We start from the raw sequence: 16672 nt of genomic DNA on the forward strand, positions 1-16672 counted from the left end.
CCATGCTGGGCCGAACGTGAACGCGAAGAACTTCGGGCCTGTGGCCGTCGTGCTTGGCGCGTTTGCCGACAATCATGATCCAGGTGGAAGGAGGTGCCGAGGTGGCGGGCACCGGTATGCGGCACCGGCCCAATGTGCTGTTCAGCGTCGTCGGTGTCCTGTTGATCGTGGGCGGCATCGGCCTGACGCTCTATGGCCTCGCCGACGCATTCCACGTCATGTCCGGGTTCGACCCGTTGCGGGGGGACGGGCCGCCGGTCAGGATCGCCGACGGTATGGCGTTGGCCTTCTGGGGGGTCATCGTCTTCACCATTGGCCGCTACTTCTGGCGCGGCGCCCGTAAACGGGGCGCCCGCGACCGGTTCGGCCGGCTTCTGATCATCGCGGGATACGTCCTGCTCGGTGTCGGGCTGGACGCTGGCGTACATGAGGCGGTCGGACTCTGGAGCAGCCAGACAGCGGACTCCGGGCAGTCGGTCGTCCTGCGCACCGTGTTCCTGGTCGCGATCTGGGGCGTGCCGGGAGCCGTCCTGGCCGCGATTGGCTTCAAACTGGCCAACGAGAAGGCGCTCGCCACCGCCGAGGTGAACGCGGGCTTCTAAAGGCTGTTTCGTAACTCGGTTTGGGCGTGGGGTGGCCGGTCCGCGGGGCCGGTCAGCCGGCCCGGCTGATGTTGTATAGATGGGCGATCCCGGCGGCGGTGGTCCCGAGGGTGCGGGCCTGGCGGCGGTAGTCACGCAGGATCTTCCAGGGCTTCATCCCGGCGAGGGTGTGTTCGACGCGGGCCCGGACCTTGCGGTGCACCCGGTTGAGTTCCTCCTTCCACTCTGGCAGCGGCTGTCCGTCGGCCGGTTTCCGATACGGCATGATCACATCTGGGTGGCCCTGGTAGCCGCCGTCGGCCATGACAGGTCGTCCGGCGAGGCGGTCTTTGATCCCGCTGGTCTGGTAGACGATCGTGTCGTTGCGGTTTCCGGGCTGGGGGTCACCCAGGGCGATCACGAGGCGGGTGTCCGCGTCGATCGCGACCTGCAGGTTCGTCGAGTACCGGTAGTTCTTCGACGGGGCGGCCAGGGTGTGGTCGCGGGTCGGGATGAGCGTGCCGTCCACGATCGCGATCTGGTCCCGGGGGCGCCGTTTCACCGGGGCCAGGGCCAGCAGCGGACCGACCGATCGTGTCGATCACCCGGTAGGCGGCCGAGTAGGAGACCCCGAACAGCGGGGGCGATCTGGCGCAGGGTCAGGTTCGTGCGCCAGTACGCCGCGACCAGCAGCACCCGGTCCGGCAGAGGCAGCGCCCACGGCCGCCCCGGCCGACCATCAGCGATCCGGTCCCCGCCGCGCTGGGCGACGAGACGGACCAGCCGGCGGAACTGGGTCGGATTCAACCCGGCGAACGGGAAGATCCACTGTGGGTCAGCAGCGGAGATGACCTGCACCCCAACATGATCCACCAGGCAGCCCAGGGCCCGGCACCCGGGTTACGAAACAGCCTTTAGCTTCGGTCGACGGGCCATTAGGGCCTGGGCCGTTCCTTCTGGCCCGCTTCGAGCAGACGGACCATCTCCGCGATGCGAACCAGCCGCTGATCGGGACGGCGTTTCGTCGCGTCGATCCAGCTCAGATACTTCTTGCGATAAAATTGGGCAAGCGAGTCGAAGAAAGTGCCCGCGGCAGGCGAACCGTCCAGCGCCGCCGCGACGTCAGGCGCGAGATCAGCCCGCTGCGGCCCCTCTGCCTCGATCACCACCTCGGCCCGCCGCTCCAGGGAAGACAGCGCGGCAGGATTCCACGCCGGCCCGAGGACGACGACACGCCCCTCGCCCCCGCTGTCTACGACTCCCCGGAACTGGCACCCCTCGATCACACCAGCGACGTGGTGACGTGGCTTACGACCCCAGACCTGATCTGGATCGAACGGGATCGGCACATGCGTCCGCCCCTGGCTGTCCACCATCAGGGTCGCCGTGAAACGCCTCGCCCCCGACGATCCCCCGCCAGCAGAGACTGACTCCGCTTCAGTTCCAGCCATTCGCCTCTCCCGACGGCGCTGCTCCGAGCGCAGGCCAAGGCCTCACGCCCCGCCTCCACCGCCCGACTATGTCACTGCTACGGCGAGCATTCGACCGGGAACCGATTCGGCGACCCTGCAGGGACTGTCAAGTTAGCGGCTCTGTCTCACATTCGGTGGTGACGATGCGTAGCCGACACGCGGTTGGTTCTGATAATGGGCGAATCATCTCAATCCAGGCAGATCGCACATCCGTCGGCGTCCCGGTGCTGTCGGCGGCAGAGACCCAAAGGTCCGCTTTGCGCGCGATCTCGCCAAGCGTGAAGTCACCGACGGCACTGACTGTCAGTCACCACCCAATGTGAGACAGAGCCGTTGTTCTTACAGGCCCAGGTTCGGAGGCACACGCTGCCCTCAGGTGCACGTTTTCGGCGGCTCAGGGTTCCGTTAAGCTTCTCGTACCGTCGGCGCAGAGGCGTTCCTGGGTGACCTGGAAGGCGCGGCCCGTCGGATCGACCTGGACGAATGCGCTGCATTCGAGTGGCTTGGCGACGATGGTGGCGAGGTCGACTGGCTCGATCAGACCGCCCGCGTCGTAGCCGGTCACCGCGCGCAGCCCGCTGATGAAACTCGCTCGGGTGGGGCAGACGCCAGCCTCCTCGAGTCCACGAATGAACAGGTCCGCGTAGATGTACCCGTACATCGCGAACTGCTGCTCGGGCATGACCAGTTCCGGAGCGAACTGTGTGATCGCGTTTCGATAGTGGTCGATGGCCGGTCCGCCGGTCTCGAAGGGGCGGAAGTTCACCGGGAACGAGACGCCAGCCAGGTCCGCCCCCAGCGTGCTCAGTACACCGCGGTCGTACCCGGTGAGCGAGACGGTGGCGGCGAAACTGGCGTTTATGGTGCGAGCCGCATGCATGATGCTGGCGAAGTCGTTCGGAGTGGTAAGACCCACTAAGGCGTCGGCTCCGGAGCCGACCAGCTGTTGAGCCACCCGAACCGCGCTATCGCCGCTTGAGTACGACGCTGTTCCCACCACGGTCAGGCCCATCGATTGCATGGCCGACGCATACCGTTCGGTGTAGCGAACAGCGGAGGCCGACGAGCCGGTGGTGACGAAAGCGACCCTTGTCCCGCCGTTGAGCTGGAGATATCGGCCGACGCTCTGCGGTGACGTCTCATAGGAGTACGAGAACATGTTAGGGTGGATCTTCCAGCTGGTGTCGGCGAGGCCCACGACCGGGATGCCCGCCAATCCCAGGCTCTCGACCGAACCGCTGGCCGACGTGGTGACGGCGACGACCCCGAACGCCGATTCCTGAACCTTGACGTTCTGCGATGAGGTCGCGTCGTCGCGCCATTCGTAGACGAGGCGACGGCCGTTAACTCCACCTTCCTGGTTTGCCAGGCCGATCCTAGCATCGACCCCAGCGCGAGCTGAGGACAGTGCCTGGTTTTCGGCCCCAGAGTCGGAGAAGAGCAGACCGAACTTCACCTGATCAGAGGCGACCCCAGGGCTCTCACAGGCGGAAGCTGCCTCGTTTTTGGAGCCGGATGTCGAGCAACTGGCCGTGGTAGCCGCAAGCACTGTGGCCATCGCGGCCACCAGTCTTGTCTGTCGACGTAATTGCATGCAGTTCCCCTACGGAGTCACGAACGAGGCGCGGCATCTGATCGGTCACAGCCCGACTTGCTTCAGCGGGCCACCCCGCAGCCGGACGCGCGGTTCGTATAGATCAACTAACTAATGTTGGATGCATACTAGCGTCCTACGGGGTCGGGTCAACACAAGCCCCGAACTGTGCATCTATCCCAGCAAGGCACTGCACCGGTCGGGGTCAGTGACACCGAGCCGGATGGGTCGCTTGTCCGAATTCGGAAGTTTGCGAACCGTCAACGGGGTGGGAAGGTGTCCGGGGTGGATGACGTGATGTACAGGCGGATAAAACTCTCCGCGAGTTTGGCCATGTCGACCGCCGGGTTGAGTAGCCACTGCATCCGGAGACCGTCGATCACAGCGAGCGGAAGGCGCGCAACGTCCTCGAGTGGCACGTCTCCGCGGATCCGTCCGGCCTCCACTGGTCCAGCCAGGCGAGACACGATGTAGGACGATAGCTCTTCGTAGCGTCGTGCGTAGAACTCGTGCGCCGGATGTGACGGGTCCGTGGCGGCGGCGGCGGATTCAACAAAGAGGCGCATCAATCCAGGTTGGTCCGCGTGGAAGAAGTCGACCGCCAGCATGATCGATGCCTGGGTGCGCAGGAACTGCCGCCACGTCGTGTCGGTCTGGCGTTTCGGTGCTGGGGGCAGCCCGAGGGACGTCAGGATCCGGCGGATCGTGGTCGCGCCGACCTTGTGGCCGAGCTTGAGGAGCTCGCCCTGGATCCGCTGGTACCCCTCCATGCCGTGTTCTCGGTCGCGAGCCGCTCGACGAGGGTCGCGATCTCCGGGCTGATCGGTGGTCGTCCGGTTCGGTGGGGGTAGGTCCACTTCCGTGTCACCAGACGGCTGTGCCACCGGAGAACGGTGCCGGGGGTGACCAGTCGGTGCGCTCGCAGCGTCTTGGGTAGAAGTCGGATCAGTGCGGCGAGTACCGCCCGGTCCGCCCAGTCCCACCGGGGCTTGGGGTAGGTGCGACGCAGTACGGCGACCTCGTGCCGTAACACCAGCAACTCAATGTCCTTGGAGGCTGACGAACGGCCGAGTAGGGCAAGCCAGCCACAGACCCGTACGAAGATCAGGTAGAGCAGGTGCACGGACATAGCCGACCATCATGCCGACAGCCCCGTACCGGCGCATCGCCCCAGGTCACAGGCCCAGGCCGACTTCTGGCACCCCACAGGGTTGTCTTCTACAGGTAGTGCCGCTGCGTGTTCTTGGCGGCAGAGTACGTCTCGTAGGCCTTCTGCGTTGATTCCAGCTCGGAGACCTCGCAGACCGGTACGTCCCACCAGGCTGAGCTGGGCGGGTTGGGGCCAAAAAGGTCAGTTTCGACGTGAACGACGGTAGTCGTGGTGTTGGCTTTGGCCGCAGCGATCGCGGTGGTGAACTCCACGACGGTGGCGGCCCGGATCACAGTCGCGCCGAGGCTGGCCGCGTTGGCCGCGAGGTCGATCGGCAGCAAAGCGCCGTCGAGCAGGCCGGAGTACTTGTCGCGGTAGCGGTACGATGTGCCGAATCGCTGTGATCCCAGGGATTCCGACAGTGAGCCGATCGAGGCGAATCCGTGGTTCTGCACCAGTACGATGATCACCTTGAGGCCCTCGGCGACCATCGTGACGATTTCCTGCGCCATCATCAGGTAGGAGCCATCGCCGACCAGGACGACGACGTCACGGTCGGGTGCGGCCATCTTCGTCCCGACTCCGGCGGCGACCTCGTATCCCATGCAGGAATAGGCGTATTCAACGTTGTAGGCCTTGGGGTCCCTCGCCCGCCACAGCAGCTGCAGGTCACCGGGCATCGACCCGGCTGCGTTGATCACCACGTCCCGGTCGCAGAGGGCCTTGTTGAGTGCGCCAAGGATCTCCGTCTGGGCGGGATATGGGCCGTGGCCGGGGGTGACGCAGGCATCGACCCTGCGGTTCCAGTCGTCGGCCAGGGTCCGCGTGCGGGACCGGTAGGCGTCGCCGACCTGCCAGCCGCGCAGGGTCCTGTGCAGTGCCACGATGCCGCGTTTGGCGTCCGCTACCAGCATTTCCGCGGAGTGCTTCGCTGCGTCCAACGGGGCAACGTTGAGGTTCACGAACGTGACGTCAGGGTTCTTGAAGACGGTGTGCGATGCGGTGGTAAAGTCGCTGTAGCGGGTGCCGATACCCAGCACGACATCTGCCCCGGCGGCGAGTGCATTGGCCGCGGAGGTGCCGGTCGAGCCGATGCCACCCACCGCGCACGGGTGGTCCCACGGCACCGCTCCCTTCCCTGCGTGTGTGTCCGCCACCGGGATGCCGGTCATCTCGGCGAAGGCCCGCAGTTCCCGCTCGCCCTCGGAGTACACGACACCGCCACCGGCGACGATCAGCGGTGACCTGGCAGTTCGCAGCAGCTCGACGGCCCTGGCGAGCGCCTCCGGCTCAGGGGCCGGACGTCTGACATGCCACACGCGCCGGCGGAAGAAGTCCTCCGGCCAGTCGTAGGCCTCGGCCTGTACGTCCTGCGGCAGCGCGAGCGTCACTGCGCCGGTCTCGACCGGATCGGTGAGCACCCGCATCGCAGCGAGAGCGGCTGGGATCATTTGCTCGGGGCGGGTGATGCGGTCGAAGTACTTCGACACCGGGCGGAAAGCGTCGTTTACGGTCACGTCGCCGCCGCGGGTGTCCTCGAGCTGTTGCAGCACCGGATCCGGGTAGCGGGTCGCGAACATGTCGCTGGGCAGCAGCAGGACGGGCAGTCGGTTGGTGGTCGCCAGCGCCGCGCCGGTGATCATGTTCGTCGAACCGGGGCCGGTAGACGCGGTGCACGCGAAGGCCTGCAGCCGGTTGCGCATCTTGGCGAACGCCGCGGCCGCGTGGACCTGGCCCTGCTCGTTGCGGGCCAGGTAGTACGGCAGATCCGCTTCGCCGGTGCGGACGGCCTGTAACAACGCCTGCCCGAGGCCGGCGACGTTGCCGTGGCCGAAGATGCCCCACATGCCGGGGACGAGCCGCTGCTCTACGCCGTCTCGCTCGGAGTACTGGTTGGCAAGGAAGCGCACGAGCGCCTGTGCCATGGTGAGTCTCATCGGTGCCTCCCGAGGAGCAGGGGTGGGGACCGCGGCCAGCACGTCGATCAGCCGTTCGTCGGGGCCGTGGACGCGGGGCTGGCCGCCCATGCCGTCGTTTACTTCGTCCCGACCGCGGTACCACTGTCGGGGACCGCCGCCGCGGCTGCCAGCAGAGTGTCGGCCGCAACGGTCGGAGCCGCGCCGGCGTCGCCGTGATCAACCCGTACACAACGCGACGCGTCCGGGGACCGGACCGCGCGCCCGGAGTCCGGTCGGCGTCGGCCGTCACCGGGATGAGCCGGCGCGAGTCCGGGTGCGTCACACATTGCGCGGGAAGCCGAGCTCCAGCCCGCCCTGTGGCCTGTTCGCCGGATCGATCCACCGCGTGGTCACCACCTTGCCGCGGGTGAAGAACTGGACCCCCTCTGTTCCGTGTGCGTGGGTGTCTCCCATCAGCGACTGTTTCCACCCTCCGAAGGAGTAGTAGGCGACGGGAACCGGGACAGGGATGTTCACTCCGATCATCCCGACCTGCACGTCTGCCTCGAAGCGCCGCGCGGCACCGCCGTCGTTGGTGAACAATGCTGCCCCGTTGCCGTAGGGATTCCCATTGACCAGCACAACAGCCTCGTCGTACGTGTTTACTCGGACGACGCAGAGGACGGGGCCGAAGATCTCCTCCTGGTAGACTTTCATGGCAGGTGTGACGTGATCCAACAGCGTAGGACCGAGCCAGAACCCATCCTGGATGCCGCCCTTTTGCACATCCCTGCCGTCGACCTCGATAGCTGCCCCGTCCTGCTCGCCGGCGTCGACGAAGGAGGCGACCCGGTCACGGTGAGCGCGGGTGATCAGCGGCCCCATGTCGGCTTCGGCGCCGTCGCCGACGACCAGTGTCCTCGTCCGATCGGCGATCCTGGCCACGAGGTCGTCGGCGATCTCGCCCACGGCCACGAGGACGCTAACGGCCATGCAGCGCTGGCCGGCGCTGCCGTAACCCGCGTTCACCGCGGCGTCGGCCGCCAAGTCGAGATCTGCGTCAGGAAGGACGATCATGTGGTTCTTAGCACCGCCGAGCGCCTGCACGCGCTTGCCGTGCCTAGATGATGCCTCGTAGACGTACTGGGCGACGGGGGTGGACCCAACGAAGCTAATGGACTGCACGACCGGGCTCTCGATGAGCGCGTCGACAGCCTCCTTGTCCCCCTGCAGCACGTTGAAGATCCCGTCCGGTAATCCGGCTTGCTTCCAGAGGTCGGCGATCCAGAGCGCGGCCGTCGGGTCCTTCTCACTTGGCTTCAGGACGACTGTGTTGCCGGTGGCGATGGCGAGTGGGAAGAACCACATCGGCACCATGGCGGGGAAGTTGAACGGCGAGATGATGCCGACGACGCCCAGGGGGTCACGCTTGGAATGGACGTCGACACCGGTCGAGACGGACTCGGAGTGCCCGCCCTTGAGTAGGTGCGACACGCCGCAGGCGAACTCGACGACCTCCTGACCACGGGCGATCTCCCCGAGGGCGTCCGAGGGCAGCTTGCCATGCTCCGCCGTGATGATGGCGGCGAGTTCGTCCCGGCGGGAGTCGAGCAGCTCACGGAAGGCGAACAGGATCCGTGTGCGCTGGGCCAGGGAGGTACGACTCCACGACCCGGCGGCTCGCGCCGCCACTGCGATGACGTGATCGGCGTCCTTGCTCGACGCGAGTGCCACTCGGCCGGTCACGTGGCCCGTGGCCGGATTGGTGACCTCGGCCCATCGTGTGCCGGTGCCGTTGAACGGCTGGCCATCAACCCAGTGTCTGATGGTGACGTCGGACAATGAGGTGTTCCTTTCGAATAATACCGTGGGCTGCGCCATTTGACTCAGCGGCCCGCCTGCCATACCTGGGTCACGCGATCGGGCGAGCCACACACTTCGGATCGTCGAGCGGGTCGGTGTTGAGCGCGACGACGTCCGTGCCGAAGCCTTTTCTTAGACGGCCCGCCGGTGGTGCCTGCGACCCAAAGGCATCCAGGCCGTTGGCGGTCCTGGCTTCGATGGCGTCAAAAACGCTCATCCCGGCATCTGTCAGGTGCGTGATCTCACGGGCCGCGTGGTTGAACGCGTCGCCCGAGACGAAGATGCCCCAGGAGCCGGCTCCCTTCACAGGCCGATCGTTCGGTTGCCACGACTAGGCCGGTCGAAGCCATTGCCCGTGTCTCGGCTCAGGTCAGACCGGCAATGCGGATGTGGCAGCCCCGGAGCCCGGTAGGACGACCGGCGCCTCGGTCGTGTCTTCGGCTGTCCGCCCGGCCGGGGCGCCGCAGGTTGTACCGGCGTACATGAGGGTCGGCCTGTCGAAGTAGCCGGTTTCTCGCTCCGCGATGACTCGTCTCAACTGCTGTCCGCGTCAGCCGTGACCGCAGCCGCATCGAAGTCGTTGATCTTCACCACTAGGTCGTTTGTGGACAAGACGTTCGGGTCGATATCCTTGGTGATCAGGCCGCTGTCGGTCGCGAACTTGACGGAGTCGGCGAAGGCACGGTCCGGGTACTGGCCCCACATCGTCTCGCCGGCACCAAGCTCCAGGTTCGGGATCCGGGCGTTGAGAATCATGAGACTCTGCCTCATGGCCTCCGTGTCATCGATTCCGGTCGGCTTCGTCTCGGGCTGTGCCTTCCACATCATGGTGATGGCCGCCTCGGGGTTTTCGAGGGTGAACAACGTAGCCTTGGCGACGGCGCGCCCGAGCGCCGCATACGTGTCAGGGTTATTCCTCAGATTCTCCGCTCTCGTCAGCAGCCCGTGCTGGACGACCGACAGTTGGCTCGTCGTCGAGATGCTGCGGGTCTCGACCCCGGCGTTCCTCCACTGCGCCGGCCAGACGTCGTTGACCAGCATGGCATCGACCTGCTTGCCCTCCAGTGCCGTGAGTGCCTGCGTCCCACTACCGGTCGGGATGAGCGTCACGGTGTCAGGGGCGAGCCCGGCCTCGGCTAGGTAGGCCTTGACGTAGTAGACGCCAACCGCGGATAGGCTCTGAACGCCGACCTTCCTGCCCTGGAGGCCGTGGAGGTCCTTTATCTCGCTGTCTGCTAGGACCGCCAGATTGTAGATCGGCCGACGGAAGAAGTTATAGAAGTACTCCAGCCCCAGACCTTTACCTGTTTGAGCTGCGATCATAACGGGCTCTGGGCTGACCAGCCCGACGGAGTCGGTGTCCTGAGCGACGGTCGTGGCCGCGAGCTGGCTGCTTTTGGTCAGGACGTACTTCACGTTGAGGTTCTCCTCTGCGAAGTACCCCTTCGCCTGCGCCACGGCGAAAGCCGCTAGGGACACGTCCCACGACGGGGTGGGCAGCATGAAAGTTATCGATTTCGACTCGCCGTCCGCCTCGGATCCAGTGCCCGACCCGCAGGCAGCGAGCATCATGACGGACACGGCGACTAACGCCGCTAACGCGATCTTCTTGCGGTGCCTCATGGGAATCTCCACAGTTGTCGGTCCTGCGGGAGAGGGATGGTCATGACCCGCCCAGTTCGATCCTCGGCGTGCGGTGTCGCTGGGGTACGGGCTCGGAGGGAGTCCCGGTCGGGGTTCGGCCGTTTCGTCACCTCCTGCTACCGATCCGGCCGCGGAGTTCTTCAGGGACGATGCCCTGGGGTGCGTTCTGATAGGTGACGGGCCGGAGGAACCGCCGAATCGCCGATGGGCCGACCGAGCTGTGTAGCGCGTTGCTGGTCGCGGGCCAGGGTCCACCGTGAGTCATGGCTGCCGTGACCGCGACTCCCGTGGGATAACCGTTGTAGACGATGCGGCCGACCTTGGGGAGCACCGCCTCAGTGATCGCAGCGGTCAGCTCTGTCTCATCCTTGGTGCTGTGCACGGCCGCCGCGAGCGCCCCCTCCAGGTCGGCAAGACCGTCGATCATCCTTGACGTCGACTCGTACCGGGCGACGACCGCGACCGGGCCGAAGCACTCTTGCAGCACCGACCGGTCGAGATCACTCGACGACAGCTCCAGGAGCGCGGGCGTGGCCAGGCAGCTACCCTCGTAGTCGGGGTCCAATGTCCCGCCGGCGGGGTCAGCGACCCGCGCCACTGCCGTAACACGAGGGTGGGATAGCAATGCCTCGAGTCCGGCCTGGTAGGCGCGTCGCGTCTGCGCGGTCAACATCACCACAGGCATCATCTTGGTGACGTATGCTGCTGCAGCGGCGATCAGCCGGTCACCGTCCGGTCCGGCAGGCACGAACAACAGCCCTGGCTTCGTGCAGAACTGGCCGCCGTTCAAGGTGAACGATGCTGCCGCTCCCCGGCCGATCTCCTCGGCCCGCTGCTGGGCCGCACCGGGCGTGACGATCAGCGGATTCATCCCGGCGAGCTCGCCGTAGAACGGTATTGGATCCGGCCGTCCGGCGGCCAGGTCGTGCAGTTCGCGCCCGACCGCCAGCGAGCCGGTGAAGCTGACCGCTCGGATATGCGGGTGCTCGACGAGCTGGCGCCCGGCATCGGTACCGAACACCAACTGCACCGCATCCTCGCGAACACCAGTTTCAGCAGCGGCCTGACGCCACGCCTCGAGCATCAGCACCGACGTCTCCGGGTGCCCCGGGTGGCACTTGACCACGACGGGACAACCTGCGGCGAGCGCCGCCGCCGTGTCGCCGCCGAGCACCGAGAACGCGAAGGGGAAGTTGCTGGCTCCGAAGACCGCAACCGGCCCCAACGGGACGAGTAGCCGTCGCAGATCCGGAACAGGCGGTTCCACGTCCGTGCGCGCATCCGTGATCACCGCCTCCTGGTAGGAGCCGTCTTCGACGATGTCGGCGAACAGGTGTAGCTGTCCCGCCGTACGCGCCAGCTCCCCGGGCAACCGGGGGGAACCCAGGGCGGTTTCCCGGTCAGCGACCTCCAACAACTTGTCGGCCCGCTCCTCAACGACCGCGGCGATTCGGCGCAGCAGCAGTGCCCGCGTCGCGCGACCCGAACGGACAAGTTCGCCAGCCGCGCCCTTTGCAGCTTTGGCAGCCGCGTCAACGCCCGAGACCGATGTCGAGGCGGCAACCAACTGGACCCGCCGTCCGGTTCGCGGGTCGAGACTCCACACATCGCTCACGCTCACACGCTCCCTTCGGCACCAGAGCACCCTGCCATTGACAGACAAGTCATCGACGCGCGCCCTTCACGTGCGGCGAGTGCTCGGCCATCGTCTTCGCTGCTCAGCGGTGTTCAATCGCGGGCCGGGACGTTCCAAACGCCCCTTGAGGCGTCGATCAGATTCGCCCGATGACAGGGCTGAAGGTAGCCGATTCCGCCACGTCGGTCAATATGCTAAATATTTGGTCAATATGCTGACCACCTCGATTTGCCTCTGCAAGTCAGGGTCATTGCAAGGTCGTGTTTGTGCTGGTCGCGAGGGTGATGGCCTGGTCGGGATGGCGGGCGTGGTGGCGTAGGGCTCGGGCGATGTTGGTGAAGCCGGCGAACCGGAACAGGCTGATCATCAGGTTGCGGAGAGTGGCCACGACCTGGGGTCCGCTGCCAGGTACGAGCCTGGTGGAGATCTTCACCCAGTGTGACGTCACGGACCCAGCGCAGGCGGACCTCGATGGACCAGTGGCCTCGGATCCAAGTGGCGAGTTCGGCCGGTAGGGCGTCGTGGGCGGGCAGGGTGCAGATCGCGTAGACGGTCTCACGTCGCTGGCGGCGCTTGCCCTCGGTCTTCTTCGTGTTCTTGTTGATCGGGCGGGAGGTGCGAGTGAGCTGGATGGCCTGGGCGGCGTGGGGAAACCCGAGCCCGGCCGGGACAGTGACGGCTTTGAGCGCGCGTGTCTGTCTCGATCCGGCCGTGAGCATGGCGCACACCGCGATCGCCAGGAGCGCGGCGAAGGGGTGACGCACTCCGCGTCGTCGCCGTAGGTCCGGTACCTGCGCGAGAGCTTCCAGCAACGCCATCTGGTCACCTTCAGTGACCAGACGCGGCTGGCTGATCCTGTCCGGAACCTGCGCGGCAAGCTCGTCGACCACGGCGGCGAGGGGAGATGATGGCACCGGCGGGCACGGCCTTCCCTGGCGAACATGAAGCGTCGAGAACTCCATGATCGGCAAGGGCTCGTGCCTGCCGTGCATCTACCTCCGACGTGTCGCCGGTATCCGTCCAGGTCAGGCCATGCATCGGCCGAGGCCAAAAATGATCAACTTGGTCTGTCGACTACGAAATGGCCCTGCCCTGCGAGTGCGGGTGGTCGGCCGCCGTGGGGGTGCGTCGTCTGCGATGGGATTGTCGGTCGGCAGGTTCAGGATCACGATCTTGCTGTCGCGCCAGGTCCCGTCTCGGGGACCTACTCATGGACCAACTCGCACCATCGCACGCGATGCGAGCCGATTGGTTTCGACCTCGACGGTGACCTCGCCATGGGCGAGGTGCGTCCCCGGCGCCACAACCTTCACCCGACGAGAGGCGAGTTCAGTTCCAGGACACGACCTTGCTGCCGATTCGATCGGCGAACGCTTCCGCGAAACTGTGGAGTTCGGCGACAACGGCCGACAGGCTGGCTGGCGCGGACCTCTCCGTAAAAGTGAAGCTCACGCCGATGAGCCCGTCGCTGCGCCGGGGCGTTCGCACCGCCATGCCGAAGCAGCGCAGGCCTTCGACAATCTCGCCGCTCTCGATCGCGTAGCCCCGGCCGCGCGTCGCTTCCAGCTCCTCCCGGAGACGGTCGACTGATTGGATGGAGTGAGTCGTCGTCGGCTCCAACCGTCCATCCGCCGGCAGCCTCGCCTGAAGGTCCGGGTCGCTCACCGCTGCGAGCAGAGCCTTGCCGCTGGCCGTGCAGTAGGCCGGGACCGATCGGCCGATCTCGGAGACCAAGCCGAGGTTGAGCGGGTCTCGCCCGTCATGACGGGCGAGGTAGACCACGGACAGGCCGCTGCCGAGTACCCCTAGCTGCACGGTTTGAGGTACATCCGAATAGGTGCTGCGGCACAGTTCATAGAACTCCTCGACCTCGGTGACGCTCTTGAGGTACGAGTTGCCGAGCTCGGCGAGTCGGTCCCCCAGCTGGTAGCCGCCGCTCCCGCGTCGGAGTAGGCGCTCGTCCACCATCGCTGCGCACAAGTTGAGGACTGTTGACTTCGGCACCCCGGTGAGTCGACTCAGGTCGCTGGGTCCCAAGGGTCGCTTCGGGTGCTCGGCGAGCAGCGACAGGATAGCGGCGGCGCGAGTCAAAGCCGGCGAGCGGGAATGGCGGGACTCCGTGCTGTCGGTCATCAAACCTCCGCCGAGGGTGCTGATGAGTTGGTCTCACCGGACATGACTCAGGCCGGTCGCTGCGGGTAGCCACGCCCGGCATAGTCGAAGCCGCCGAGTTCGAGTCGATCCAGGGACCTGTCCTGCGGTGAAGCGTAGTAGGCGCGGATCTCGGTGATGAAACCATCCTCATCGAATTCATACCACTCGGTCCCGCGGAGCGTGACTTTGGCTGCCTGCTTGAAGTGCGTCCACTCGCTGACGGCAGACCTGCGGCCGGGGTCGACCGCGATCGCATCGACGGTCCAGGCGGACTGCCCTGTGCGGACAAGTTCTGCCCAGCGCTCGGCGATGTACCGACCTCCGCGCCAGGGCCCGTCGTACATGTCGGGCGGGAAGTAGTGCACCGCATCGGAGCTTAGGTGGGTCGCGACGGCGTCTGGGTCGCCGGACGTGCACGCGTCCATGTACGACCGAACGCGGGACTCGAGGTCCGCGGCGGAGATCGTCATCAAGGCGTCCTTCCTGGTTCCTATGGACAGGTGTGACGATAGCTACTAATCTGGCCGTGGTCAATATTTTGATCCAACGGTCAGCATATGGACCGACCGGGTCCATGGAGTCGAAGGGGGCTGTGTACGTGGGGGTAAGCACGGTGGAAGCTGCCAGCCCGCGGGCCGTGTGGCCGTCCGTCGACGACCTGGCGTTCGGGATCCGGTATGCCGACGTCGAGCCGTGGCATACGTGGGCTCTGGAGGGTGGAGTGGACAAAACGCCCACCGACGGCGAGATCGCCGCCGTGGACCAGCCCACGCTTGCCCTGTGGGCCAGCGACGACCACTCTGGTCCGGCTCGAGCCGGCCAGGGGATGACCGCGGAGATCCGCGGCGCCGACCGGAGTAAAGGAGTCCACCACCGATGACGACGGACTTAGGCCCGCTCAGGGTCGAGACCCGAGGGGCGACGAACGCCAACGTGTCGGCAGCGACCTTGCAGCATGTGAACATGACCTATCCGGCGCGTCGCGGGGAGAACGTCCTGGCACTGAAGGACGTATCGCTGGACATCGGCCCGCAAGAATTCGTGACCATCATCGGACCGAGCGGATGCGGCAAGAGCACGCTACTTAAGATCATCGCTGGTCTGGTGCGTCCCTCGTCCGGAAAGGTGTCGCTGGGAAGTTCCGAGGTCACCGGACCTTCCGCCGACGTCGGGCTGGTGTTCCAACAGCCCGTCCTGCTGCCCTGGAGGAACGTCAGCAAGAACGTCAGCCTTCCACTGGAGGTCCTCAAAGGCGCCAAGAAGGGACGTGTCAACCGTCACGCCCCCGTCGAGCAGCTACTCGGTATTGTCGGTCTAGGAAAGTACGGCGAGCACTACCCGCACGAGTTGTCGGGTGGGATGCAGCAGCGGGTCAGCATCGCGCGGGCACTCGTCCACGACCCGGACGTCCTGCTGATGGACGAGCCGTTCGGTGCCCTTGATGCGTTGACTCGGGACCAGATGTCGTTCGAGCTGATGCGCATCTGGAACGAGCGGTCGAAGACCGTGGTCTTCGTGACGCACAGCATTCCCGAGGCGATCTTGTTGGCTGACCGGGTGGTCGTCATGTCCAAGTCTCCCGGGGAGATCGCCGAGATCATCGACATCAATCTGCCCCGCCCTCGCCGCAACGAAATGATTAATACCCCCGAGTTTGGGGCGTACGTCCAGCGTGCACGTGCGTTGCTCAACGCTGAGACCACTGCTCACTGAGCCTCTGATATCGGCTGCGAACCAGCTCATCACGTCGAACAAATCGGAAGGTCAGACGATGGCCCAGGATGTGGCAACAGTGGTCGGTTCCGTGGAACGCAAGCAGGTTCCTCCACGCCGCCGGTTCAGCCAGCGACCGATCGACTTTTTGACGATGTTCGCTACGGTGGTGGTGGCCATCGCCCTGTGGCACTTCGCCATCGCGTATTTCGAGGTCGAACCGTACCTGTTTCCGGCGCCTCTTCCAGTCCTGAGGTCTCTCATCGAGGGCTTAGGTGACGGCTCCCTTCTCTCCAACGGATGGGTGACTATGAAGGAGGTGTTGGTCGGTTTCAGCCTCGGATCGCTGCTGGCGATCAGCTTGGCGGTGATCATCACGCGGTGGCGGTTCGTCGAGCGCACCTTCTACCCGTTCATCGTGGCGTTCCAGACCATCCCGAAGATCGCACTTGCACCGATCATCATCACGTGGATGGGCTTCGGCGAGGCCTCGAAGATGCTCATGGCAGGCCTCCTGACTCTGTTCCCCGTGCTCGTCAACACGATCACCGGGCTGAAGTCCGTCGAGCAGGACCAGCTCGACCTCATGCGAGCTCTCCAGGCCACTGAATGGCAGATCTTCCGTTACGTGCGGTTGCCGCGAGCCCTGCCCTACATATTCGCCGGGCTCGAGATCTCCATTGTCTTCAGCGTGATCGGCGCCATCGTCGGGGAGTTCGTGGGCGCCGAGGCTGGACTCGGCTATCTGATCCAGGCCAGTCAGGCCACTTTGGACGCGACCACCACCGTCGCCGTGCTCGTCGTCCTCTCGGTCATGGGACTCGTCCTGCACCGCATCGTGACCTTCGTGAAGAGCCGCGTCGTGTTCTGGCTCCGCGACGACGACGCCGTCGTGGGCGTCTGAGGGCGTACTCGTCGTGGCACTCGTCCGTCCGGCGGTTCAGTTCCTGCACGCATCCGACTCCGA

Annotated in this window: 15 protein-coding genes and 2 pseudogenes; 4 read left to right on the plus strand and 13 right to left on the minus strand. The window is 65.6% G+C overall.

Annotated elements, in window-relative coordinates:
- The first annotated feature begins 101 nt into the window (after nucleotides 1-101).
- A complete protein-coding gene (locus FRANEAN1_RS43425) occupies nucleotides 102-602 on the plus strand; it encodes a hypothetical protein (RefSeq protein ID WP_020460667.1) in 501 nt (166 codons plus the stop codon).
- 52 nt (nucleotides 603-654) lie between these two features.
- On the opposite strand, the pseudogene FRANEAN1_RS15140 reads toward FRANEAN1_RS43425, so the two are convergent.
- From FRANEAN1_RS15140 to FRANEAN1_RS15200, 13 genes and pseudogenes are all read right to left on the minus strand, one after another.
- Nucleotides 655-1439 (minus strand): annotated as a pseudogene (locus FRANEAN1_RS15140) (transposase).
- Between the two features lie 77 nt (nucleotides 1440-1516).
- A complete protein-coding gene (locus FRANEAN1_RS38840) occupies nucleotides 1517-1957 on the minus strand; it encodes a YdeI/OmpD-associated family protein (RefSeq protein ID WP_157472650.1) in 441 nt (146 codons plus the stop codon).
- Between the two features lie 490 nt (nucleotides 1958-2447).
- Nucleotides 2448-3509: an ABC transporter substrate-binding protein gene (locus FRANEAN1_RS15150; RefSeq protein ID WP_347177148.1), complete on the minus strand. Its 1062-nt coding sequence runs from the start codon at nucleotides 3507-3509 to the stop codon at nucleotides 2448-2450.
- Between the two features lie 398 nt (nucleotides 3510-3907).
- The gene (locus FRANEAN1_RS41060; RefSeq protein ID WP_347177232.1) at nucleotides 3908-4255 is read right to left on the minus strand and encodes a TetR family transcriptional regulator C-terminal domain-containing protein; all 348 of its coding nucleotides are present in this window, start codon (nucleotides 4253-4255) and stop codon (nucleotides 3908-3910) included.
- Nucleotides 4232-4776: pseudogene (locus FRANEAN1_RS41065) on the minus strand (transposase); the annotation flags it as partial. The gene FRANEAN1_RS41060 and the pseudogene FRANEAN1_RS41065, both read right to left, overlap by 24 nt.
- Nucleotides 4777-4865: 89 nt before the next feature.
- A complete protein-coding gene (gene iolD / locus FRANEAN1_RS15165; RefSeq protein ID WP_041255931.1) occupies nucleotides 4866-6734 on the minus strand; it encodes a 3D-(3,5/4)-trihydroxycyclohexane-1,2-dione acylhydrolase (decyclizing) in 1869 nt (622 codons plus the stop codon).
- A gap of 300 nt (nucleotides 6735-7034) precedes the next feature.
- Complete coding sequence (locus FRANEAN1_RS15170; protein ID WP_049795671.1) at nucleotides 7035-8576, minus strand: CoA-acylating methylmalonate-semialdehyde dehydrogenase; 1542 nt, start codon at nucleotides 8574-8576, stop codon at nucleotides 7035-7037.
- Between the two features lie 31 nt (nucleotides 8577-8607).
- Nucleotides 8608-8865, minus strand: a complete 258-nt coding sequence (locus FRANEAN1_RS15175) for a hypothetical protein (RefSeq protein WP_020460676.1) — start codon at nucleotides 8863-8865, stop codon at nucleotides 8608-8610.
- 227 nt (nucleotides 8866-9092) lie between these two features.
- Complete coding sequence (locus FRANEAN1_RS15180; RefSeq protein ID WP_020460677.1) at nucleotides 9093-10181, minus strand: ABC transporter substrate-binding protein; 1089 nt, start codon at nucleotides 10179-10181, stop codon at nucleotides 9093-9095.
- A 127-nt stretch (nucleotides 10182-10308) separates the two neighbouring features.
- A complete protein-coding gene (locus FRANEAN1_RS15185; protein WP_347177149.1) occupies nucleotides 10309-11847 on the minus strand; it encodes an aldehyde dehydrogenase (NADP(+)) in 1539 nt (512 codons plus the stop codon).
- Nucleotides 11848-12085: 238 nt separating this feature from the next.
- Nucleotides 12086-12271, minus strand: coding sequence for a hypothetical protein (locus tag FRANEAN1_RS43430; protein WP_347177150.1), 186 nt, complete (start codon nucleotides 12269-12271; stop codon nucleotides 12086-12088).
- A gap of 896 nt (nucleotides 12272-13167) precedes the next feature.
- On the minus strand, nucleotides 13168-13971 hold the full coding sequence (locus FRANEAN1_RS15195; RefSeq protein WP_020460680.1) for an IclR family transcriptional regulator: 804 nt from the start codon (nucleotides 13969-13971) through the stop codon (nucleotides 13168-13170).
- A 47-nt stretch (nucleotides 13972-14018) separates the two neighbouring features.
- The gene (locus tag FRANEAN1_RS15200; protein WP_020460681.1) at nucleotides 14019-14462 is read right to left on the minus strand and encodes a nuclear transport factor 2 family protein; all 444 of its coding nucleotides are present in this window, start codon (nucleotides 14460-14462) and stop codon (nucleotides 14019-14021) included.
- A gap of 143 nt (nucleotides 14463-14605) precedes the next feature.
- Here FRANEAN1_RS15200 and FRANEAN1_RS15205 point away from each other — a divergent pair, with 143 nt between their 5' ends.
- The 3 genes from FRANEAN1_RS15205 to FRANEAN1_RS15215 all read left to right on the plus strand — a co-directional run bounded on the left by FRANEAN1_RS15205 (nucleotide 14606) and on the right by FRANEAN1_RS15215 (nucleotide 16609).
- A complete protein-coding gene (locus tag FRANEAN1_RS15205; RefSeq protein ID WP_157472651.1) occupies nucleotides 14606-14872 on the plus strand; it encodes a hypothetical protein in 267 nt (88 codons plus the stop codon).
- Between the two features lie 83 nt (nucleotides 14873-14955).
- Nucleotides 14956-15705, plus strand: coding sequence for an ATP-binding cassette domain-containing protein (locus tag FRANEAN1_RS15210; protein WP_049795948.1), 750 nt, complete (start codon nucleotides 14956-14958; stop codon nucleotides 15703-15705).
- Between the two features lie 58 nt (nucleotides 15706-15763).
- The gene (locus FRANEAN1_RS15215) at nucleotides 15764-16609 is read left to right on the plus strand and encodes an ABC transporter permease (RefSeq protein ID WP_020460684.1); all 846 of its coding nucleotides are present in this window, start codon (nucleotides 15764-15766) and stop codon (nucleotides 16607-16609) included.
- Nucleotides 16610-16672 lie beyond the last annotated feature (63 nt).

The organism is Parafrankia sp. EAN1pec (assembly GCF_000018005.1).
Lineage (GTDB): Bacteria > Actinomycetota > Actinomycetes > Frankiales > Frankiaceae > Parafrankia > Parafrankia soli.

Excerpts from the sequence above, each read along its gene's own strand:
- FRANEAN1_RS38840 (WP_157472650.1), bottom strand. The coding sequence starts at position 1,957 with ATGGTGGACAGCCAGGGGCGGACGCATGTGCCGATCCCGTTCGATCCA.
- FRANEAN1_RS41060 (WP_347177232.1), bottom strand. The coding sequence starts at position 4,255 with ATGCTGGCGGTCGACTTCTTCCACGCGGACCAACCTGGATTGATGCGC.
- iolD (WP_041255931.1), bottom strand. The coding sequence starts at position 6,734 with ATGAGACTCACCATGGCACAGGCGCTCGTGCGCTTCCTTGCCAACCAG.
- FRANEAN1_RS15170 (WP_049795671.1), bottom strand. The coding sequence starts at position 8,576 with ATGGCGCAGCCCACGGTATTATTCGAAAGGAACACCTCATTGTCCGAC.
- FRANEAN1_RS15180 (WP_020460677.1), bottom strand. The coding sequence starts at position 10,181 with ATGAGGCACCGCAAGAAGATCGCGTTAGCGGCGTTAGTCGCCGTGTCC.
- FRANEAN1_RS15195 (WP_020460680.1), bottom strand. The coding sequence starts at position 13,971 with ATGACCGACAGCACGGAGTCCCGCCATTCCCGCTCGCCGGCTTTGACT.
- FRANEAN1_RS15200 (WP_020460681.1), bottom strand. The coding sequence starts at position 14,462 with ATGACGATCTCCGCCGCGGACCTCGAGTCCCGCGTTCGGTCGTACATG.
- FRANEAN1_RS15210 (WP_049795948.1), top strand. The coding sequence starts at position 14,956 with ATGACCTATCCGGCGCGTCGCGGGGAGAACGTCCTGGCACTGAAGGAC.
- FRANEAN1_RS15215 (WP_020460684.1), top strand. The coding sequence starts at position 15,764 with ATGGCCCAGGATGTGGCAACAGTGGTCGGTTCCGTGGAACGCAAGCAG.